Below are 22,612 nucleotides of genomic sequence, written 5' to 3'. Positions count from 1 at the left end.
GTGACTGACACCACCGCCGGAAAGCTGGCCGACCTCCGCGAGAAGCTGGAGTCCGCCAAGGAACCCGGAGGCGACAAGGCGATCGCCAAGCGTCAGGCGAAGGGCATCTGCTCGCCGCGCGAGCGGTTGGAGATGCTGTTCGACGCCGGGACGTTCGTCGAGATCGGCGCGCTGGCAAAGATGCCGGGTGCCGCTCAGAGCGGGTACGGCGATGGTGTGGTGACCGGACACGGACTGGTGCACGGCCGCCCGGTGGCGGCGTTCTCACACGACCAGACGGTGTTCGGCGGAACGGTCGGAGAGATGTTCGGCCGCAAGGTTTCCGCGCTGATGGAGTGGGCCGGCAAGATCGGTTGCCCGATGGTCGGCATCAACGACTCGGCGGGTGCCCGCATCCAGGATGCGGTCACGTCGCTGGCCTGGTACGCGGAGATGGGAAGGCGCAATCTGTTGCTGTCCGGTCTCGCGCCACAGATCTCGGTGATCCTCGGCAAGTGTGCCGGTGGTGCGGTGTACACGCCCGCCAACACCGACATCCTGGTCGCGGTCGAGGACAAGAGCTACATGTTCGTCACCGGACCAGATGTGCTGAAACAGGTGAACGGCGAGGACATCTCGGCCGAGGACCTCGGCAGCGCCCACAATCAGGCGCGCTGGGGCAACATTCATCACGTCGCGGTGGACGAGAAGACGGCATTCGAGTGGGTGCGCGAGTACCTGCAGTACATGCCGTCGAGCGCGTACGAGCTGCCGCCGATCATCAATCCCGGTCTGGAGCCGGAGATCACCGAGACGGATCTGTCGCTCAACGAGTTCATGCCGGACAACGACAATGCCGGTTACGACATGCACGACATCGTCATCAAGTTGTTCGACGACGGCGCCTTCCATGAGGTCGGCGAGTTGTTCGCACCGAACATCCTGACCGGGTACGCCCGGGTCGACGGTCGTGCCGTGGGCGTGGTCGCGAACCAGCCGAACGTGATGTCCGGTGTGCTGGACACTGATTCGTCGGAGAAGGCCACTCGGTTCGTCCGCATCTGCAACGCCTTCCACATCCCGCTCGTCTTCCTGGTGGACACGCCGGGAATTCTTCCGGGGCTTGCCGAGGAGCAGAAGGGCACCATCCGTCGTTCCGGCAAGTTCCTCTACGCCTACGTGGAGGCCGACGTCCCGAAGGTGACAGTGGTGTTGCGCAAGGCCTATGGCGGCGCATACGCGGTGATGGGCTGCAAACAGCTCGGCGCCGACATCAACCTGGCATGGCCGACCGCCAAGATCGCGGTGATGGGCGCGGAGTCGGCGGCTGCGGTGCTCACCCGCCGTGAGACCGACGGGATGTCGGCGGCCGACGCCGACAAGGTGCGTCGCGACTTCATCGACTTCTACAACACCAACATGGCCACGCCCTACCTGGCGGCCGAGCGTGGTTACATCGACGCCGTCATCGAGCCGGCCGAGACACGGCTACAGCTGCGAAAGGCTTTGGCGCAGTTGCGCGACAAGACGGAGTACCGCACGCCGCGCAAGCATTATCTGATGCCGATCTGAGGCGTCGACCGTAGGTTTCCCGGCGGCCTCAGTCGAAGCGGAGCAGGATCGAGCGCACTGCCTGCGTGACGGTCATCCGGTCGTAGCTCTGCACGAAGTCGAAGGTGCGGTCGAGGTCGGCGTGGCCGCTGTGCTTGTCGCGCGCCGAGAGCAGTGCAGCGAAGTGCGGGCCGAGGACGGCTACATTCCACTCGTCGACGAGGTCGTCGTCGCGCCGCAGCGGTGCGCGATGGACGTTGCCTTCGCGCAAGTCGGGCAGCCCGACGCCGTATACCCCTGCGAGACCTGTCTTCTCCGACATCAGTCGCCATCGTTCCGCGGTTCGCGGGGTGAAGTGCTCGGCGTGCTGGAAGGTGCCGAGGACGATAGCCGCGCCACCGATGGCCGCCTGGTGTTCGAGCGCCTTGCTCATCTCGATGAGGAGGCGTTTGTTACCGAGGCGTGGCGCGATGGACGCCGACGCGATGGCGTATGGGGTGTCCTGGTCCGGACCGGGGGTCGACCAGACAGGAATGTCGGGAAGCGGCACGACCGGAACGTTCGACAGTGCAGTGGGATTCTCCACCGGGGGATAGAGTCCGCCGATCCCGAACGAGGCGCCCATCGTCATGGCCGTGATTCGCCGGGCATCGTCGTCGACGCCTTCGGCGATGACGACCGCGTGGCTTCGCTCGGTGTGTGCGGCCAAAATGTGAGCCAGGCTGGCAGAGTCCTGAGTAGCATTGTGCTGCAACAGATCTGACCCGGTAATGATGATGTCCGGCTCGATCAGGGAGAGCAGGGTCGCGGCGTCCTCACTGCGTTCGAGGCCGTCGACGCAGATGACCTTCCCTGCCGCCCGGGCCCGGGCGACACGAGCGAGCGTGCGCTGGGGACTGCGGGACACCGCGCTCGGCATGACGACCATGATCTGACGTTCGAGGGTGTCCATGGTGTCGCCTTCGAGATCGTCGAGGAGCTCGAGATCCATCGCCACCAGCAGAGGAATGACGGTGGCGACCGACCGAGCGCGAGCCGAGCGCGCGAACTCGTGCCGTCGTCGGTCGATGACGTGATGTTGCTCCATCAACCTCGCGGCCCGACGCAGCGCGTCGGCCGTCCCGAGTCTGGTCCCGGAAGGTCCGCGGAGCTGTAGTTCGAGGGCGGCGACGGCGCCGTCGGTCAATCGGCACACCGGCGCGAACTGCATGTGCAGTTCGAGATCCTCGAACAGGGTGAACCCGCTCTCGGTGACCGGCGTCCGCCGGGGGTCAGGCGTCATCGTGGATCGAGCTTCTGGGGCACGGGGCCATTCGGGCCTCCCGTCGGAACGGACGGTCGCTCACATTGCGATGAGCGGACGCGAGCTTCTTCACATCCTGGGGCAGACAATTGCGTTGCCTGTCGTCAGGATATCACCGTCGTTCGGCACCTTCAGATCACTAAAAGCGTTGAGCGACGATGAAAGTGCTCAATCGGTGTGTTGCGGGGCCCTGGGTGGTGGTGGCCGACGTCAGTGCAATCTGACGCGTGTGATCGCCGCCGGCGATGGGCTTCTCGACGATGCCGCGGACGCGGTCGGCGGTGCGCGGCAGCAGCGCCACGCCGAGGCCTTTGCGTACGAAGTCTCGAATGGTCGAGAACTGGGTGATCTCGATTCCGATCTCGGGGACGAATCCTGCTGTTGTGCACCACTCTTCGGTGACCTGGCGTAGGTGATAGCTCGGGGGGTTCGCGACGAATCGCTCGTCGGCCAGCTCGCTCAGTCGAATCGATGGACGGCCGGTGAGCGGGTGGCCCTCCGGTAGCGCAGCGCAGATCTCCTGTGTCGCGAGCACTCGATGCGGCAGGTCGGGCGGTGGTGGGATCGTGATCGCGAGGTCGAGCCTGCCGTGTCGGAGATCGTCGCTGAGTTCCGCACCATGCGCCTGCTTGAGCTGAAGATGAATGCCGGGGTGGCGACGGCTGAAGTCGACGAGGAGGTCGGTGACCGGCCCTGACCCCATGGTCAAGGGGAAACCGAACCGCACGGTGCCGTGGTCGGGATCGGCGGCGTCGGCGATCTGGGTGAGTGCGGCCTCGACCTCGCGGAGCGGCGTACGCACCGAATCGGCCAGCGCGATCGCCGACGGCGTGAGGCGCACTGTCCGGCCGTCCCGCACCACCAGCGGTACGTGGAGAGCCTTCTCGAGTGCGTGGATCCGACGACTCATCGATGACTGCGGGATGCCGAGGGTCGACGCCGATCCGGTCACGTGACCTTCGTGGGCGGCGAGCTCGACGAGGGCGCGCAATTGTGGTGCGAGTTCGGTGACCCATTCATCCATATATGGATGATATTCGACTGATGATTCATTGGACGGATCAATGTGCGATGCGGGACGGTGTGAGTGATCGGGCGTCTACCGAAGGGAGCCATGACATGGGTACGGACACAGGCGCCGACGATGGGCGTCGCCACGAGGCCGACGTCGTCCTCGTCGGGGGAGGGATCATGTCGGCGACGCTGGGGTCGATGATCGCGGTCCTGCAGCCGAACTGGCGGGTCCTTCTCGTCGAGCGGGCCGGCGCGCTAGCGATGGAGAGCAGCGACCCATGGAACAACGCCGGGACCGGGCACATGGGATTGTGCGAACTCAACTACATGCCGGACCCGGCAGACCGGCGCACGGCCGCCACCGTGGCCCAGCAGTTCCATCTCAGCAGACAGTGGTGGGCGTACCTCGCGAACGAGGGGCTCCTCGAGGATCCACACGATTTCATCACGACGACGCCACACATGGACATCGTGTTCGGCCGTCGCGATGTCGACTATCTGCGTCGCCGCTTCCAGACCCTGGTTGCCGACCCGCTCTTCGCGGAGATGGAGTACTCGGAGGACCGGGAGGAGATCGGCGCGTGGGCGCCGCTGGTCATGGAAGGACGTGAAGTAGGTGAACCGATCGCCGCAACGCGTCACCCGCGTGGCACCGATATCGATTTCGGCGCCTTGACCAAGGCCCTGACGCGCATCATCGTCGAGCGGGGCGGGGCGGTGCTTCTGGATCACGACGTGCGAGCCCTCCGCCAGAACCCGGACCGCAGTTGGCGGGTGACCGGCCGGCAGACGCGACGGCGAGAGCGGTTCACTGTGCAAGCGCAGCATGTGTTCGTCGGTGCCGGAGGGTTCGCCCTGCGACTGCTCCAACGCACGGGCATCCCCGAGATCGACGGCTACGCGGTATTGCCCGTCGGCGCCGCGTTCTACCGTTGCGCGACACCGTCCGTGGTCGCCCGGCATGACGCCAAGGTCTACGGACAGGCCGCGGTCGGTGCGCCACCGATGTCCGTGCCGCATCTGGACAAACGCATCGTCGACCACGACGAGTACCTGCTGTTCGGGCCATACGCGACGTTCAGTACCAAGCTCCTCAAGCAGGGCAGCTTCATCGACTTCTTCACCACGCTGCGGTGGCGCAATGTGCATGTCCTGCTGGCTGCATGTCTGCACAACCTGTCACTGATCCGCTTCCTGCTCACGGAACTCGTCGCCGGTCCCAGGCGGCGGTTCGCGCAGTTGCAGAAGTTCCTTCCGTCCGCGCGGTCCGACGAGTGGGAGCTGATCCCGGCCGGTCAACGCGCCCAACTCGTGACACCGGACAGTCGGCGGATCGGCGTGCTCCGGCACGGGACAGAGCTCGTCGTGAGTGCTGATCGCTCCATCTCCGGGCTGCTCGGCGCCTCGCCGGGCGCGTCGACGGCGGTCCCCATCATGGTGGACCTACTCCGTCGGTGCTTCCCGGACGAATGGGAGACGAGCTGGAAAACTGTGGTGGCGGAGGCGATCCCGGATCTCGACCGTACGGACTGGAACCGGGAGGCCGCGGCGCACAGTCTCGACCGGTCCGCGGCCGCGCTGGGTCTGAATCGCGCATCGTGATCGGGAGCCACGTTGCCCCGGAGACTGTGTCACACAGGCCAGGGGCAACGGGGCTCCTGCCGAGATGCCCTCACACTGTTGAGTTGTCAAGGTTCGTGCGCGGTCCCGATGGTGGTCGGGTGCGCGGTGAATGTGCTGCGCTGGTGTGCGTATCCTTCCCGGTCCGCTGGTCGAGTGGCCGACGAACGTGGTGAGGAGGCGTATCGAGACCTCAGGCGGCGATGTCGTGGAGGTGCATGGTGCGTCGGTGGTAGGCGGGCAATGGTTTTCGGTGTGGGTCGACGCTGCTCGGTGGGATCAGCCAGGGGTGGCGGTCGAGGCCGAGGGCGATGTCCCAGCCGTGGGCGTGGACCTGGGCGTGGCAGGACGGGCACAAGAGGCAGCCGTTGTCGAGGTCGGTGGGTCCGCCGTCGCTCCAGTGGGTCATGTGGTGGATGTGTGCCCAGGAGGCGGGTGCCCCGCATTTGATGCAGCACTGGTCGCGGGCGATGATGGCTTTGCGTTGGTGTGAGGTGAACAGGCGTTGTTCAAAGCCCATGTCCAGTGGTGCCCGGTTGCCGTCGATGATGATCTCGGTGATGCCTGCATCACACGCCAGCATCTTCGCGGTCGCCTGTGATACCGGGCCGAGCCATGACAGCGACGCGAGGTCGGGGGTGTCGACGGGGATGGTGAGGTTGATGTGGGTTTTCGGGGCGGTCATGAATGGTGTGTTCGCGCAGGCGGCGGCGTCGAGGATCTGTTCGAGTGCGTCGGCGCGTTGCTGACCGGGGGTGCGGGCGTCGGGGGAGCCGTCGGGTTCGGGTCGCGCCGGGGTGAGTGAGTCGATGGCGGCGGTGATTTTCTCGCCGATCACGATGTCGAGGTCACCAGAGACTTTCACTCGCCCATCCGTGGTCGGGACGACGTTGAATTCGTTGAGTCGGCGGTCCTCACCGGCGGGCACGCCACCGGTTTCCTCGGCGACCTGGTTGCCGCGTCCCCGCGCGACCTGTTCGATCGCTGTGGGTGTGGCTCCGGACAGTGCTTGGGCAATCAATGCGCGTTCGTGTTCGAGGCGCTCTTCATCGCAGAGTCCGTCGGCGGCCCGACGCACGATGTGCGCCAACCCGGCCACCATCGCATCGACATGCTCACCGGAGAACACGCCATCGTCGGCGTAGCCCGGCAGCCGTTGCAAGGCTGTCAGTGCTGTACCGATCCGCAACCAGCGCGAGGCGACGCCGGGTGCGGCACCCATCTCGATCAGCAGGTTGCGCGTCGTGCCGCCGGACTGTTGTGCCACGCCCAACCGGTCGAGCGCCGCGGCGTGGATCGCCAGCCGGTGATCGACAACGTTACGCAGTTCCAGCAACGCCTTGGTGGCGTCGAACACCTGCCGCCCCGACGCCGCATCGGCGACGGTGACCTCACGCGCACAAGCAATGATCGAGCTGATCTCCCCCATGCCATCCAGGGTACTCGAACATACGTTCGAGTCAAGCATTTCTTCAGTGCCGCAAAGAAACTCGTCAATTTGAGCTGGCCAGAACCCCTTAGACTACCGCTCGCTTCCGACAGTTTCGGCCCCTGCGGTAACGGGTACGTTCACACATGTGGAGCCGCGATCACGCCACCGTGTGCCCGACCAGCCGGCCGATGGCGAAGGTGACGATCATCGCGAGCGCACCGCCGATCACCACGCGCAGCATCGGCCGCCACGGACGGGAACCGCCGAGTGTCGCACCGATGGCACCGGTGAGCGCAAGGGCGACGATCACGGCGATGAACGTCACCGGGATTCGCCATGAGACCGGCGGCGCGAGAATGGCGATCAGGGGGAGCAGCGCCCCGGCAGTGAACGACACCGCCGACGAGAGGGCGGCCTGCCAGGGGTTGGTCAACTCGTCCGGATCAATGCCGAGCTCCACGTCGGCGTGCGCCTCGAAGGCGTCGTGGTCACTGAGCTCCCGAGCCACCCGGCACGCGGTCTCGTGCGTGAGTCCCTTTGCCTCGTAGAGGCCCACGAGTTCGTCGAACTCGGCCTGCGGTTGCTCGAGCAGTTCCCGTTGTTCCTTTGCCAGCAACGTTCGCTCGGTGTCGCGCTGGGTGCTGACCGAGACGTATTCGCCCAGCGCCATCGAGACGGCACCCGCAGCGAGTCCGGCAATGCCTGCGGTGAAGATCGGTGCACGGGCCGCAGTGGCGGCCGCCACGCCTACCACGATGCCTGCTGTGGAGACGATCCCGTCGTTGGCGCCGAGGACACCTGCGCGCAGCCAGTTCAACCGATTCGCCAGGGAACCGGTGTGCGGTTCGCCGCGGTGCTGATGTTCGTGATCGACGGTCATGGCTCAACTCAACTGCCACAGCGGCATTCCTGCAAGAAAGGAAACGATTGCCTTAGTGGGCACGCCGACTCAGAAGACCTTGATCCCCAACCGCCGCCGGAGACGCATGTCGTAGAGGTACGCCTGCAGCAGACCTCGCGCGACCCGCCCGGTCGCCGGCTCGACCAGGCGGGCGACCCGCAGGGTTCGGTCGTAGGCCGCTTCGTCCTCGGGACTCCATCGCCAGTGCATCATGGTGCGGAACTCGGGCGGCAGTGCCGCTCTGATGAGGTAACTCATGGGGCGGCCGAGTACCTTGTGCGCCATCGTGCCCGCCGGTCCGATCCGCTCCTCCAGGAATGATAGATCCGAGAGTTGTTGCAGCAGTGCGCGTACCGGTGGGTCGATGGTCATGTCGTCGAGCTGACCGCGCCAATACTCCTGTAGGTCTGCGTAGCTTTCCGGCCACTGCTCCGCGGTCACGTTGAGGGTGGTGCCGAGCCACCGGGAATCGTCGACGACCCGATCTTTCTCGGCTGGAGTCAGTGGCCCGTGGAGGAGTTCGTACTGATCGAGGAAGTACTTCACCAAGCACACCGCCACCCAGAGCTGGAGTCGGGAGTCGTTGGCGCTGTAGTGGACGGGGCTCTCTGCTGTCGAGTAGACGAGGTCGTGGATTCGTCTCAGCTCGGTGCCGACAAAAGCCCGGTCCTCGTCGTCCCCCATCAGTGCGACTGCCAGGAAGGTCCCGGTGGTCCGGCTGCGTTTGATCGGATGCTTCACCGCGCTACCGGAGTCGACACGACTCTCCACCACACCGTGGCCGACCTTCGGATTCGCCAGTTGCATGATCACGTTGGCCCCGGCGATCGTCGGGCCGAGCCCGGTGACCAGGTCGCCGGTCCGTCGGACACGACGCCGCCCCCGCGCGGGCCTGACGTCGGCGACGTGCGCGTGCTGGTACGTGTCCGGGCCACGATCCATGCCGTCAGGTTAACGCCGGAGTCCGGCCGGAGTGCGGATTCGGCGTGAGCCGCTGCCTCGCTGATCGACTCGACCCTCGCCGACCGAGTAGCCGGTGGGCCCCGCCGCTGGTCGAGTAGCCGGTGAGTGGAGCGAGCCTGCGTATCGAGATCCCTGGTGTGGAGTGGTCTCGATACGTCCGCTCGTTCCTCGCGGTCTACTCGACCAGCGGGGGGTGGTGTTCGTTTGTCGTGGTCTACTCGACCAGCGGGGGTTGGTGTTCGTTTGTCGTGGTCTACTCGACCAGCGGGGGTTGGTGTTCGTTTGTCGTGGTCTATTCGACCGGCGAGGGGTTGGCGCTGGTTCACGCGGCTACTCGACCGTGATCAGTACCCGCTCGACCGCATGGGTGCGGGATTGTAGAGCCCGGAATGCCGCGCGGTCCCGAGCTCCAGCTGTGCAGGTGGTGCCGGATCGATCTCGGTGAACCTCTGCAGGCCACCCCAATCCCGCCCCCAGTTGTTGCGGAGATAGGTCGGCAGCAACGTCGGGGTCAGCATGGCCTCGGTGATGCCCAGCGGACCGCCTGCCTTGCCGGACATCCACGTCTGGCTGTTCTTCCGGGTGGCCTCGGCGTCGGGCATGATCCGCCACTTCGGCACCTCGAGGACACCGTCGCGCACCTTCATCGGCTGCTGGCACGGGAAGACCATGCCGGGCAGCCAGTCGATGAACACGGGGTCGGTGGTCCCGACGACGTCGTTGAGGGTGCGCAGTTCGGTCACCCGAGGCGGCGTGATCGCCACCCACTCCGACGGCGCACCGGCGGTGTCACGCACCTCCACCCGCACCACGTCGGCACGCGGCGGGGCGTCGGCGAGCGGATACCGCAGGTTCCGCCAGGTGGGCACCTCGCCGATGTCGATGGGCGACATCACGCCGACCGGTGTGACACGACCGTCGGCCCCGGTCCGGCCGAACTGGACGGTGACCTGCTGGCCGCTGTGCTGCACGCCCAACCCGTCGACGGCCTGCACTGATCCGGCCGCCGCGATGGTGAGCAGCGGCGCGTTCGCGTTGCGCTCGGGAAGCGAATACCAGTCGGTGGTCAGCGACCCGGTCCCGCTCTGGGAGCCATACGAGCCGAGTACGGGGGTGTTCGCCGGGTCGAGTCCGAACGGGAGTCGCACGGTCGAACCGTTGACGCCGCGCGCTCCCTGCCCGCCTTCGGTTCCGCCCTGTGCGGATTCGGTGGTCTGCGTGGATTCGTCGGAGCCCGCGCCCGACTGGGCGGTGTTCTGCGCCGTCGAGGTCGCCGAGTCCTGCTCCTCGGTCGAATCGATGGACAGTCGGTTCGGCACGCCGTTCGATGTGAAGCCGTCCGGATCGGGCCTGCCGTTGCCGGAACCCGCCAGTGCCGCCGAGATGTTCGGCGCAGCAGCGCCGTCGACCGGTGCCGGTGACAACAGGCCGGTGTTCGGATCCTGTTCCACCAGGACGTCGTTCGCGAGAGCGCACTCGTTGCCCGTCATCGCCCGCGCGTTCGACTTCATCCAGGACCAACTGTCGCGCTGCTCGTACCCGCCCTTGGCGAACGACAACACCATGAAGATCACGACGAGGCCCGAGATCACCGGCAGGGGTGAGAACTTCAGCTTCGACGGCCAGCTGTCACCGCCACGTGTCCGGGTCTTGTCGTCGACGTAGTCGTCGCGGAAATGGAACCACAGGCCCGCGAGCGCGGTGATCACCGCGACCACCAGGATCAACCAGCCCAGCTTGATCCCGGCGATCGACGGTGGCCGGTCCCACCAGGGGATGCCGTAGCTGCCGACGAACCACCAGCCGTTGGTGCCGGCGAACGAGATCGCAGTCACCGCCAGGACCGCGGCGGCGAAGAAGGTCCGGTTGCGTCGTGACCGCAAGATGGCCGGGGCCATCATCGCGCCCGCGGCGGCGGCCAGGCCGGCCGCGATCCCCGCGTAGACGCCGAAGTGATGGGTCCACTTGGTGGGGGTGAACGCGATCAAGAACATGGTGCCCAGGATCACCGCGATGAGACGCCAGATCGGTGCTCGGGCAACCCCGTTCGGATGAACGCGACGCAACAGGCGGAGCAGCACCACCACCAGGCAGAGGATCATGACCAGCACGCCGAACCGGCGTGCGAGCGTGCCGTCGGCGGTGGGCAGGATGAGGTAGTAGTACCGGACGGGTTCCTGCCACCATTCCAGCGTCGGGCCCACGTCGGTGGCGACCTTGTTGCCGACGATCAGCGGCATCAACGGTTGGTCGTAGAAGATCTGATAGAGCACCGCCGTACCTGCCGCGAGGACCGGGGCGAGCATGGGCAGCAGGCCGTCGCGCTTGCGTCGCGTCACCAGCGTCTTGACCACCGGACGGATGCCGGCGAGGAGTGCGGCGACGGCCATCAGGCCGCCGGGTGCGAGTGCGAGCGTGAAGGCCGCCACCACGACGGCGATGGCGTAGGGCAGCATCCGGCGGGTCGCGATCGCCCGCTCCACACAGCACCACGTCAGGAGCGCGCCGACGGCTTCGGCGGGCTCCGGGCGCAGACCGTTGTTGTAGGGCAGCCAGATGGCGAGGAAGACAAAGGCGGCCGACCACACCGCAGGCGTGCTGTTGCGGACCGCGCGACCGAGGCGCGGGATCACCTCGCGGCTGATGAGCCACCAGCCGAGCAAGCCGAGCAAGAAGGCGGGCAGGCGCATCCACGGTGCGGCGAGGCTCACGTGGGTCATCGCGGCGATGACCTGGAAGTGCCAGCCGAACGGGTCCTGCGGCACGCCGAAGTAACGGAAGTAGTTGTCCGCGTAGCCCGCATCTCCGGTGATCCGGCCGACGGTGAAGTTGTACCCGTCGTCGGAGGTGTTGGCCCCGGCGAACCACCAAAAGGCCAGGATGAGGAACACGGCGACGTCGGGGCCACGGATCGTGAACCACCCTGTCGGCAGGAACCGCTTGTGTCCCCGGCCATCCCGGCGATCGAGAATGCCGAGGGCGATCAGCGACAGGATCGTCATGATGATGCCGATGACGATGACCGCCAGCTTCAGCGCCGACGGCGTGCTGACATAACGGGTGTCGATCGTCGCGTGCGCCGACAGACCGTCCCGTGGCGCCGAAGCGGGCAGATCGGTGTACATGCCGACGATCTGGGGTCGCATCTCCTGATCGGCGACCGAGAATGTGTGCAGACCATCGCCCGGAGCGTTCTCGAATCTGGCCGAGACACCGGAGCCGTCGGCGTGGAAGCTGATCCGGCAGTCGGGATTCGACTGGGCCCCGGCGCGGTCGGTGTTGAGGATCACCACGTCGCGATCGGTCACGGTGAGCGCGTCACTCGTCGCCCGGATCATCAACGCGCGGGCGCCGGCATCCTTGCCGCCCTCCGGGATCGTCGACAGCAGCAGCCCACCCTCTCGCGGCAACTGCGCGGCCAGCGAGCACGGGACCGTGACGTCCATGTCGATCGGGACGTACGAGACGAGTGGCGCCGCGACACTGCCCACGGTGTCGCCCTGCGGCCAATTCAGTTCGGCGGTGGACTGATTCACCGGCAGCAGCGGGGTGAGGATGGCCGCCAGAAAGCCGAGCACGCCTGCCACCACCGCGACGATCTTCGCGGTGCGGTGATCGCGGGTGCGCGGCTCCGTTGGGGGTGTCGCTGTCTCACTCGTCATCTGATTGTGGCTCCACCCTGATCGAACCGGCGCGTGACCAGCCCCACTGTGTCGTCTGAGAAGTGTTCACCTGCGCTGTCCCGGCGTTCTCGGCAAGTGGTGTCAGTCGCTCCAGAGCTCCCCATTCACGTGCCCAGTCGTCCTTGAGATATGTCGGGACGGCCTGCGCCGAGGTGGTCGACTCCGAGATCGACAACAGTCCTCCGTCGGCGCCGGACTGCCAGGTCTTGGACTGGGAGTTGGCAAGTGGGTAGTCGGGGAGGATGCGCCACCGAGGGACCTCGGCGACGCCGTTGGTCACCCGCAGTGGTCGCTGGCATGGGAAGTGCGCACCGACGGTGAAGTCGATCAGCGTCGGGGACTGTGATCCGACGACGTCCTGGAGTGACCGCAATCGCGGCGCCCTGGGCGGGGTGATGCCGATGAACTGACTCGGTCCGAGGTTGTTGTCCAGCAATGACAGCCGCATCACGGTGGCGGCGGGCGGCGCCGCACTCATCGGCACCCGAAGGTTGCGCCAGGGCCGGTTGGTGATGACCGGGCCCGGATCGATCGGCAGCACGTCCGGTCCGATCTGGGTGAACGAACCATCCGCGCCGGGACGTCCGAACTGGACGACGAGCTTCTGGCCGAAGTTGCGGACGCCGAAGGTGTCGATCGTCGAGACGGCGCCCGCTGTACTGAACACCAGCAGCGGTGACGTGGCCCGCACGGCGGGCAGTTGGTACCAGCCGGTTGTCAGGTGTGCCTCGCCCGAGTAGCCATAGCTGCCCAGGACCGGGGTCGTCGACGGATCGAGCCCGTAGGGGAGTGCCACCGTCGACCCGTTGACCGTGCGGGGGCCGGTGCCACCGGTGGTGCCCGCGCCGAGCCCACCAGTGATGACGAAGGGTTTGGCGACACTCGCCGACACATTCATCTGACCTGGGCGCTGGTTGCCGGGGTCGGGTGTGAGGTCGTCCGGGACACCGTCCGGGGTGAAACCGACGGGATCGGTCCCGCCCAGTGCCGCGGACACCGATGCATTGCCGGCGGGAGCCAGCATCCCGGCGTTCGGGTCGGACTCGACGAGGACCTCGTCGGCCATGCCGCAACTGTTGCCGCGCAGCGCGTCCACGTTCTCGGAGAACACCGTTTCGGCCGGATATCGGGTCACGGCGGCCTTCGCGAACACCAGCAGCTCGGCCACCACCATCAGGCCGGCGATGATCGCGATCGGCGACGACGCCAGGAACAGTCGGCGCCGATCGGCCGTGGTCTCGCCCGCACCGTCGTCGGCGTGGGCCAGCCCTTTGTTCTCGACATAGTCCAGTCGGAGGTGCTGCCAGACCGCGATCACCGCGGTGATCACGGCCAGGACGAGGAACAGGGTGGACAAGGGCCGGCCGGCGAGCACCGGCGCACGGTCGAACCAGGAGATCCCGTATTCGTAGGCGAACGGCCAGGCGTTGTAACCGGCCATGGCAGCGGCGAGCGCGAAGAACAACCCGGAGACGAACACCGTCAGGTTCCGCGCGGACCGGGCCGCCGATTGGGCCACCGCAAGGGTGGCGGTCGCGGCGATCGCGGCGGCGAGTCCCGCGAAGATGCCGAATTGGATGGTCCATTTGGTCGGCGTGAAGGCCAGCAGGAGCATCGTGACGCCGATCGAACCGATGAGTCGCCAGGTCGGTCCCGGGTCGACGGCACGGATCTTGTTGCGGCGCAGCATCACCGCGACGGTGACGATGAGTCCGGCCAGCAGGAGCAGAACCGGTACCCGTCGCGTCAGCGCGCCGTCGTCGGTAGTGACCGAGATGAAGTAGTAGCGCAGGAACTCTTGATGCCAACTGATCACCGGCCCGACCTGATACCGGACCTTCATCGCCTCGAGGACGGTGGCCAGCGTCTGATCGCGGAACACCACGATCAGCACCAGCAGGCCGGCCGCGGTCATCGGTGCGATGAGTGCGAGCGTGCCCGACTCGCGCCGTCGTTCGAGGAGGATGTGCAGCAACGGCCGCGCCGCCACCAGCAGGATCGCCACCGCGATGACGCCTTGCGGGGCGAGTGCGAGGGTGAAGCCCGCGGCGATCGCACCGAGGGCCGCCGGGAACAGGCGGCGGGTGGCGATCGCCTGCTCCACCGCCCACCAGGTGAGCAGCGAACCGAGCACGATGATCGGTTCGCTCCGCAGGCCGCTGTTGAACGGCAGCCAGAACGCGATGAACACCAGTGCCGCGGCCCACACGGCCCAGCCGCTGCGGCGGACGCCCGCACCCAGCCGCGGCAGCAGCACTCGACTCAGGACGAACCAGGAGACGAGGCCCGCGGCCAACGACGGCAGGTGCATCCACAGGATCGTGGGCGAGATCGCCGACCAGTGGGCCAGGAAGCTGTAATACCAGTCGAACGGCGCCTCGGGTATCCCGTACCAGCGGTAGTAGTTGGCCAGGTAGCCCGAGGCGTCGGCCGTCCGGCCCATGTTCAGGATGTAGCCGTCGTCGGCCGTGCCGGCCCCCAGCAGCGCCCAGATCAGCAGGACGACGGTGACTGCGACGTCGGAGCTTCGCGGGACCAGGCTGCGCCACCAGGAGCCGAGACGGTTCGGGCCGATCCCGGCGTCGGCGCGCCTCCCGATTCGCCGGTGATGACCGTGTGCCCGGTCGAGGAGGTACAGCGCCACCAGTGCGACGAGGACGGCGATCACCGCCAGCACCATGACGATCAGCTTGAGCACCGTGGGTGAGCTGACGTAGCGGTTGTCGATCTGGACGTGCACGCGGAGGCCCGCGCGCGCGGCCGCCTGCACCTGCCGGGTGTCCAGGCCGGTGAAGATGCCGTCGACCTGGGGACGCTTGTCCGGGGGCAGGACGGTCGACTCGCCGAGGCCGACGAACTGCGCGCCCGGCCCGGTCGGTGTCGACCAGATGTGCAGCTCCGAACACCCGGAGAGCTGGTCGCGCGGTGCGCTGGCCGCCACGGTGTTGCGGAAACCGACCGTCACCGCGTCCCGGCTCGCGGTGACATAGAGCGCCGACGACCTGCTCTTGGGTGCGTCGGTCGGCATCGTGGCGAACACCAGGCCGCCGCTCGCCGGCAATCCGGACAACACGCCGCACGGGATCCGGGCGTCGAGGGTCTGGGGCGTCTGGGCGATCAACGGTGCGACGACATCGGCCGATTCGGCCGACAGGCTCTGCCCGGACGGCCAGTCGAATGCGGCATCGGTGGCCTTGACCGGGAGAAATGGCGTGATCGCGCACAGGACGATGCCGATGATGCCTGCAACGACGGCGACCGTGCGGGCGGTGCCCACAGACACCCTGGATGTCGGCGGCGCGGCGTCGGACGCAGCGGTCGAGGCTGTCACAGGCACGATGTCTGATGTTATGGGACTTCCCTGAGAGGACCTAGCCAGACCCGGACTGCGCTACAACAGGTTTTTTCCGGTGAACTAGGGTCACCGTCTGATGACTGCCTCTTCCCGACGAGCGCCCACACATGTCTGGGCCGCGATCGCCATCGTGTCCGGACTTGTCGCGATCGTAGCTGCCGTGCTGACGCCATTGCTGCCGGTCACCCAGCACACCGCGTCCATCGACTGGCCCCAGGAGACCACCGGCACCAGTGCGTCGGTGACCGCCCCGCTGGTCGCCCAGACGGCTGCAGACCTCGATGTCACCGTCGGATGTCGCGCCCTGGCACAGACCCCGGCCGACGAGACGACCGTGGTGGTCTCCACCATGCCGTCTGCGGGGCGCAACGCGTCCAACAAGGCCCTGTTCGTGACCGCGGACCGACAGGCGGTCTCGGTGTCGATGCGCGGTCAGGAACTGGTCCGTGCCGATCGGGCCGACCTGGCGCGCTGCGACCGGCTGACGGTGCGGGCATCGTCGTCGGCGGTCGAAGCGCATTTCGTCGGACTCGGTCCGGCGGTGGCGGGTGACCCGGGCGACCGCCCACAGGTGTCGGGGGTCTTCACCGGACTCGAACCGGCCGCCGTCCGCCAGGCCGCCGATCAGGGCCCGTCCGCAGACCGGCTGGCAGTCCATGTGAAGATCGACAACCGCTTCGACACCGGAGCGTCGGTGCTCAAGCTCATCGTGATGATCATCGGACTGATCGCCGCGGCCATGGCCTTCATCGCGATCGCGATCCTCGACGTGCGAAACGGTTATCACCGCCGGATCGGACGCCTCGACGTGCGTCGGCTGCTGGCGCCGCGCGCTGCGGACATCGCGGTGACCGCAGCGCTCGTCGTGTGGCATTTCCTGGGTGCCGGATCGTCCGACGACGGCTACATCCTGAACATGGGTCGCACGGCGCACGACGCCGGATACCTCGCGAACTACTATCGCTTCTTCGGGATCCCGGAGGCGCCGTTCGACTGGTACTACAGCTTCCTCGCCCACTGGTCGACCGTGTCGACGGCCGGAGTCTGGATGCGACTGCCGGCCCTGGTGGCGGGACTGGTCAGCTGGTTCGTGCTGAGCCGGGTCCTGCTGCCGCGGCTCGGTGGTGCGGTGCGCCGTTCACAGTGGGCGATGTTCACCGCCGCCGCGGTGTTCGTGGCCTTCTGGATGCCCCTGTGCAGCGGGCTGCGCAGCGAGGGCATCATCGTGCTGGGATCGTTGCTCACCTGGTGGGGGGTCGAGCAGGCGGTCGCCACGCGCCGGATGCTGCCGGCGGCGGGAGCCGCGCTGGCCGCGGGCCTCACCCTGGCGGTGGCCCCGCACGGCGTCATCGCACTCGCCATGCTCATCGCCGGTTCGCGACCGATGTTGCGCACCATCCGTTCCCGTCGTCGTGAGAACGGGATGCTCCCGTTGCTGGCGCCGATCGCCGGGGCGTTCGCGGTGGTCGTCATCGTCGTCTTCCGCGACCAGACGCTCGCCAACGTGGCCGAGGCGGTTCGTCTTCGGTACACCGTGGGCCCGACGTTGGCCTGGTATCAGGAACTCCTGCGCTTCTACTACCTCTCCCTGACCACCCAGGACGGGTCGCTGGTGCGACGAGTGCCGCTGCTCCTGCTCGTTGCCGCGCTGTTCGTGACGCTGGCGGTGATGTTGCGGCGCAAACACATCCGCGGTGTCGACCCCGGTCCGGTGTGGCGACTCGTCGGCTCGATCCTGCTGACGGTGCTGCTGTTGTCGTTCACGCCCACCAAGTGGACCATCCAGTTCGGGATCTATGCGGGTGTCGGTGCGGCGATGGCCGCGGTGGCGACGGTCGCCGTCGCACAATCGGCGCGGCGGTCGCCCCGCAATCTGTGGATGTACATCGCGGTGCTGCTCTTCGCCTGCGCCGTCTCGGTCGCGGGCAAGAACGCGTGGGGCTGGGGCTACGACTTCGGCATCTCGTGGTTCGACAAGGCCCCGGTGGTCGCGGGGAAGCCGCTCTCTTCGGTGTTCCTCGTGCTCACCGTCCTGGCGCTCGTGGTGGCGATCTGGTACCACCTGCGCATCGACGTCGACGCCGAGCGCGGAAAGGTCCGCGGAGACCGGACCCGCCTGTCGCGCACGCAGATCGCCGTGGCGTCGGCGCCGATGCTGGTGATCGCCACGCTCGTGGTGGTCGGCGAGATGGGCCTGTTCGCCAAGGCTGCCGTGGACCGGTCGGACACGTACACCACCTTCCACGCGAACACCCGCGCGCTCGCGGGCGATCCGTGTGGGATGGCCGATCAGGTCCTCCTGGAACAGAATCCGAACCGTGGCGCGCTGTCGCCGGTCGGTACCCGCGACATCTCCCGGGCGCTCGCAGGCGAATCCGCCGGGTTCACCCCGTACGGCGTCGCCGGCGACCTGCTGCCCGACCCGACGTCGCTGGGCGCGGGCACCATCAACACCTCCGGTGACCTGTCGCGTCCGTTCGTCGTCACCGGCGGACCGCCCGGCACCACCGGCGGTACCGGGCCGAAGACGATCAACGGGTCGTCGGCGGCGCTGCCGTTCGGCCTCGACCCGAAGACCACCCCGGTCCTGGGCAGCTACGGACACGACAACGGCACCGCCGACCTGACTTCCGGCTGGTACCGGCTGCCGGCCCGCGACGCCTCGCCGCTGCTGGTGATCACCGCGGCCGGCCCGGTGTTCTCGGTCGACCAGGACGGCGTGGCCCAGGCCGGGCGGTCATTGCAGGTGCAGTTCGGCCGGACCGGCGACGGCGGCGATTTCCAGCAGGTGGGGAAGGCGTACACCCCCATCGATCCGGGTCCCGGACGCCCGAATCGACCGTGGCGGAACCTGCGTATCCCGATGACGGCGGTCCCTGCGGGCGCGACGGCCATGCGGATCGTCGCGGTGGACGACAACGTCAGTCCGGATCAGTGGTTGGCGTTCACGCCGCCCCGGGCGCCGGAACTGCACACTCTGCAGGACGTCGTCGGGTCCCGGACGCCGGTGCTGCTGGATCTGTCGGTAGGCAGCCAGTTCCCGTGCCAGCACCCGATGAGCACGCACGACGGTGTGAGCGAAGTGCCCAAGTGGCGCATCGTCCCGGACCAGACGACCACCAACTCCAAGTCGAAGACATGGCAGGCCTCGGTCAACGGTGGCATCCTCACCACACCGGAGGCACTGACCCGGGCGACGACGGTGGCCACGTACCTGGACAACGACTGGTACCGCGATTGGGGTGGGTTGCAACGGTTGTCGCCGCTGGTGTCGGATGCAACCCCTGCGCAGGTGGACACGGGCACCGAGACGGCCTGGGGATGGACTCGACCGGGATCGATCAGGGTGGTGCCGCAGAATGACTGAGCCGACGTCACAGGAGAAGGCAGCGCGGCCGATGCGCTTCGCGCCGGACAGCAGGACCATCAGGATCGCGAAGATCGTCGCGGTCGTGGCGGGTGCGCTCGGCGTGCTGCTCGCCATCGCGGCGCCCTTCCTGCCGGTGACCTACACCAAGACCGAGTTGCAATGGCCGCAGCCGAGCAAACCTGTCGTGGAGAATGTTGCGGCGCCCAACGTGTCGTATGCGCCGGTGTCCATGGACATCACGGTGCCGTGCCGACTGGCGGCCGACCTGCCCTCGTCGGGTGGCGTGCTGCTGTCGACGGTGCCCGAGAACGGTGCGGAGGCCGGCACCGTCGGCCTGTTCGTCCGCGCCACCCACGACCGGCTGCTGGTGACCCAGCGAAACGCGGTGCTGCTGAACGTACCCCGCGCCGACGCGCAGCAGAACCCGCAATGCCGGGTGGTCATCCACGCCGACACGTCTGGTAGCCGGGGCGAGGTCGAGGGCGTCGACCCCGATGCCGGTGCCCAGAGTTTCCGCCTCGACGACCCGAACGCGCGCCCGCAGATCATCGGTGTGTACACCGATCTCCCGAAAGACGCCTCCACAGAAGGCCTCTCGTACCGATCGACGATCGACACGCGATTCATCTCCAGTCCGACGACCTTCAAGGGCGCGCTGCTCATCCTCGGTGTGATCTCCACGATCGTCTCGATGATCGCGCTGGCCGTGCTCGACGCACGCGACGGACGGCGGCTGCGGCGCATGGTCCGCGCGGGCAGAGATCGCTGGTGGCGAATCAAGCCGCTCGACGTGGTGGTCACGGGTGTGCTGGTGGTGTGGCTGTTCGTGGGTGGTAACACCGCCGACGACGGCTACCAGGTCACCGTGGGACGCGTCGCGCCCGGTGCGGGCTATCTGGACAACTACTACCGCTATTTCGGTGCGCCCCAGGACCCGTTCGGCTGGCACTATCGCTATCTCGCGTTGTGGATGCAGGTGAGTACGGCGACTCCGTGGCTACGGGTGCTGCCTCTGCTGTTCGCTCTGGCGGGCTGGTTCCTGATCAGCCGTGCCGCACTGCCACGTCTCGGGCGGGCGGTGCGGTCGTCGAACGCGGCCCGATGGACGGCCGCACTCGGCTTCCTGGTCGTGTGGCTGGCGTTCAACAACGGATTGCGCGTGGAGCCGGCACTGAGCGTCGGAATCCTGCTCACCTGGGTGCTGGTCGAGCGGTCGATCGCCACCGGACGGTTCTTCCCACTGACCCTTGCCGTCCTGGCGGCGGCCTTCACGCTGACGATTCACCCGGCCGGGGCCATCGCCATCCTGCCGTTGCTGGCCGCGGTGCGTCCGTTGCTGCGGCGACTGCGCCGTCGTCGTGGGCGAGATGGCCTGCTGCCTCTGCTCATGCCGGTGCTCGCGGCCGGGTTGGCGGTGCTGTTCGAGATCTTCGCCGACCAGTCGCTGGCCGCCATCCGTGAGGGCATCAAGGTGCAGGGCATCGTCGGACCCACCAACGAATGGTGGACCGAGGCGATGCGGTACTACATCCTGCTGAACCCGACCCCGGACGGCTCCATCGCACGGCGGGTCGGCATCTTCGTGACGATTTTGTCGGTGGGCATCATCGTCCTCACCCTGCTGAGCAAGCGTCGGGTGCCGGGCGTGCCCAGCGCCCCGCTGTGGCGGCTCATCGCGGTCACGTCGGGTGCAGTCGCGGTGCTCGCATTCGTCCCGACCAAGGCGACCCACCAGATGGGTGCCTTCGCCTGTCTCACCGGCGTTCTCGCTGCCGCGGCGACGGTGTTCCTGCAGCCGTCGGTGATGCGTCGCCGGTGCAACCGGACATTCATCACGGCTGCCGCTGCGTACGCGCTCGCGGTCGCCTTCGCCGGGCGCAACCAGTGGTGGTACGTCGGAAGTTACGGCATTCCCTGGGCCGACGACACCCCGAGCGTCGCCGGCGTGGGGCTCTTCGTCCCCATCCTGGTGGTGGCGGTGCTGCTGACCCTGTACGGCGTCTGGCAGTACTACCGGGACGATCAACTCGCGCAGCGCGGTGAATCTGTTGCAGAACAGACAGATTCGGGACACAGCATCATCCAGCGGATGCCGACCTATTCATTGGCGATCATCTCCACCGTGATCCTGTTGTTCAACTTCGTGTCGTTCGCCAAGGCGGCTCAGACACAGCGGGATTCTTGGTCCTGGACCAGTTCCAACATCGATGCGCTGCGGGGCAACCCCTGCGCGCTGGCGGATGCCGTCATGGTGGAGGCCGACCCCAACACGGGTCTGTTGAACCCGGCCGATGTTGCCGGACAGAACAATCCGTCGGCCGGTGCGGCGCTGGCCGGCCAGGGCATGACGGGTTTCGACCCCGACGGGGTGTCGACGGACCTGGAGAGCGACGGCGATTCCGGCTCGTCGGACGCGGATTCGGATGCGGACAAGAGTTCGACGGAACTGGACCGTTCGCAATCGGATCCGACGTCGGCGCAGGAGGAGCCGAGTGGCTCGGCGGGCGCCGCCGACACCGGCGGTGGCACCACCGCCACCCAGGGGGTCAACGGGTCGTCGGTGCGGTTGCCGTTCGGCCTCGATCAGCGTCGGGTTCCGGTCCTCGGCAGCTACGGGTCGCCTTCCGGCCGAGGACATCTGACGTCTGACTGGTATCAGCTCCCGGCGCGCAGCGACGACGCGCCGCTGCTCACGATGTCGGTCGCGGGCAAGGTCGAGTACGTCGACCATCTCGCCGTCACCCATCCGGGCCAGAAGCTGAGGCTCGAGTTCGGCCGCGTGGAGCCGGACGGCCGCGTCTCCACGGTGGCGTCGGTGGTGCCGTTGGGCATCGACACCGACCCCGAGTGGCGGAACATGCGTGTGCCGCTCGACCAGGTGCCCCCGCGGGCCACGGTCACCCGGATCGTCGCCGACGACACCTCGACGGACTCCCAGCAGTGGCTGGCGATGACCCCGCCGCGCGTGACCAAGATGGTGACGCTGAATTCGCTGGTGGGCAGCGATGACCCGGTGCTCCTGGATTGGGAGGTCGCCCTGGCGTTCCCGTGTCAGCGGCCGGCTGCGGCGGTCGACGGAGTGCTCGAGACACCGATGTGGCGGGTCACCCCCGACGCCGAGGGCGAACGGGTGAACTCGCGTCGGTGGATGGCAGGCGACTACGGCGGGCCGTTGGGAATTGTCGAGAACGAGTTGCGCCCCATCGTGCTGCCGTCCTACCTGCGCAACAGCTGGGCCAGGGACTGGGGCAGCCTGCAGCGACTGGTGCCGCTCAAGCCCCAGGTCGAGGCGGAGCTGAAGGTCACCGACGACGTGCATGGCGGTATGTGGACGCCGGGCCCGATGCGGGCGATCAAGAACTGACCCCGCCCCGCGTTCTTGTAGTACGAACACGCTTTTGAAGCAGTGTTCGTACTACAAGAACAGTTGGGTGGAACGCG

Annotated in this window: 11 protein-coding genes; 4 read left to right on the top strand and 7 right to left on the bottom strand. The window is 67.2% G+C overall.

Annotated elements, in window-relative coordinates; translation table 11 throughout:
• Positions 1-1,551 carry an acyl-CoA carboxylase subunit beta gene (locus ACPXCG_RS16340; RefSeq protein ID WP_425793027.1) on the top strand — a complete coding sequence of 517 codons (1,551 nt, stop codon included), beginning with the start codon at positions 1-3 and terminating at the stop codon, positions 1,549-1,551.
• A 28-nt stretch (positions 1,552-1,579) separates the two neighbouring features.
• On the opposite strand, the gene ACPXCG_RS16335 is transcribed toward ACPXCG_RS16340, so the two are convergent.
• Positions 1,580-2,812, bottom strand: a complete 1,233-nt coding sequence (locus ACPXCG_RS16335; RefSeq protein ID WP_425793026.1) for a DICT sensory domain-containing protein — start codon at positions 2,810-2,812, stop codon at positions 1,580-1,582.
• A 160-nt stretch (positions 2,813-2,972) separates the two neighbouring features.
• Positions 2,973-3,857 carry a LysR family transcriptional regulator gene (locus tag ACPXCG_RS16330; RefSeq protein ID WP_425793025.1) on the bottom strand — a complete coding sequence of 295 codons (885 nt, stop codon included), beginning with the start codon at positions 3,855-3,857 and terminating at the stop codon, positions 2,973-2,975.
• Positions 3,858-3,952: 95 nt separating this feature from the next.
• Here ACPXCG_RS16330 and mqo point away from each other — a divergent pair, with 95 nt between their 5' ends.
• The gene (mqo, locus tag ACPXCG_RS16325; RefSeq protein WP_425793024.1) at positions 3,953-5,449 is read left to right on the top strand and encodes a malate dehydrogenase (quinone); all 1,497 of its coding nucleotides are present in this window, start codon (positions 3,953-3,955) and stop codon (positions 5,447-5,449) included.
• Between the two features lie 211 nt (positions 5,450-5,660).
• Here the strand turns inward: mqo and ACPXCG_RS16320 are convergent, their stop codons facing one another.
• The 5 genes from ACPXCG_RS16320 to ACPXCG_RS16300 form a co-directional block, all read right to left on the bottom strand.
• Entirely contained in the window at positions 5,661-6,896 is a 1,236-nt protein-coding gene (locus ACPXCG_RS16320) for an HNH endonuclease (RefSeq protein WP_425793023.1), read from the bottom strand.
• A 160-nt stretch (positions 6,897-7,056) separates the two neighbouring features.
• Positions 7,057-7,779: a VIT1/CCC1 transporter family protein gene (locus ACPXCG_RS16315; protein ID WP_425793022.1), complete on the bottom strand. Its 723-nt coding sequence runs from the start codon at positions 7,777-7,779 to the stop codon at positions 7,057-7,059.
• 69 nt (positions 7,780-7,848) lie between these two features.
• Positions 7,849-8,742, bottom strand: a complete 894-nt coding sequence (locus tag ACPXCG_RS16310) for an oxygenase MpaB family protein (protein WP_425793021.1) — start codon at positions 8,740-8,742, stop codon at positions 7,849-7,851.
• A 365-nt stretch (positions 8,743-9,107) separates the two neighbouring features.
• The gene (locus tag ACPXCG_RS16305) at positions 9,108-12,425 is read right to left on the bottom strand and encodes an arabinosyltransferase domain-containing protein (protein WP_425793020.1); all 3,318 of its coding nucleotides are present in this window, start codon (positions 12,423-12,425) and stop codon (positions 9,108-9,110) included.
• Positions 12,415-15,783 carry an arabinosyltransferase domain-containing protein gene (locus ACPXCG_RS16300; RefSeq protein WP_425793019.1) on the bottom strand — a complete coding sequence of 1,123 codons (3,369 nt, stop codon included), beginning with the start codon at positions 15,781-15,783 and terminating at the stop codon, positions 12,415-12,417. The genes ACPXCG_RS16305 and ACPXCG_RS16300 overlap by 11 nt, the downstream gene beginning before the upstream one ends.
• A gap of 94 nt (positions 15,784-15,877) precedes the next feature.
• On the opposite strand from ACPXCG_RS16300, the gene ACPXCG_RS16295 reads away from it, so the two are divergent.
• Complete coding sequence (locus tag ACPXCG_RS16295) at positions 15,878-19,168, top strand: arabinosyltransferase domain-containing protein (protein ID WP_425793018.1); 3,291 nt, start codon at positions 15,878-15,880, stop codon at positions 19,166-19,168.
• The gene (locus tag ACPXCG_RS16290) at positions 19,161-22,535 is read left to right on the top strand and encodes an arabinosyltransferase domain-containing protein (protein WP_425793017.1); all 3,375 of its coding nucleotides are present in this window, start codon (positions 19,161-19,163) and stop codon (positions 22,533-22,535) included. Before ACPXCG_RS16295 ends, ACPXCG_RS16290 begins: the two co-directional genes overlap by 8 nt.
• Positions 22,536-22,612 lie beyond the last annotated feature (77 nt).

The sequence above is a fragment of the Gordonia sp. DT218 genome (assembly GCF_049847105.1).
Classification (GTDB): Bacteria; Actinomycetota; Actinomycetes; order Mycobacteriales; family Mycobacteriaceae; genus Gordonia.
This window is presented reverse-complemented; position numbering and strand designations above follow the sequence as displayed.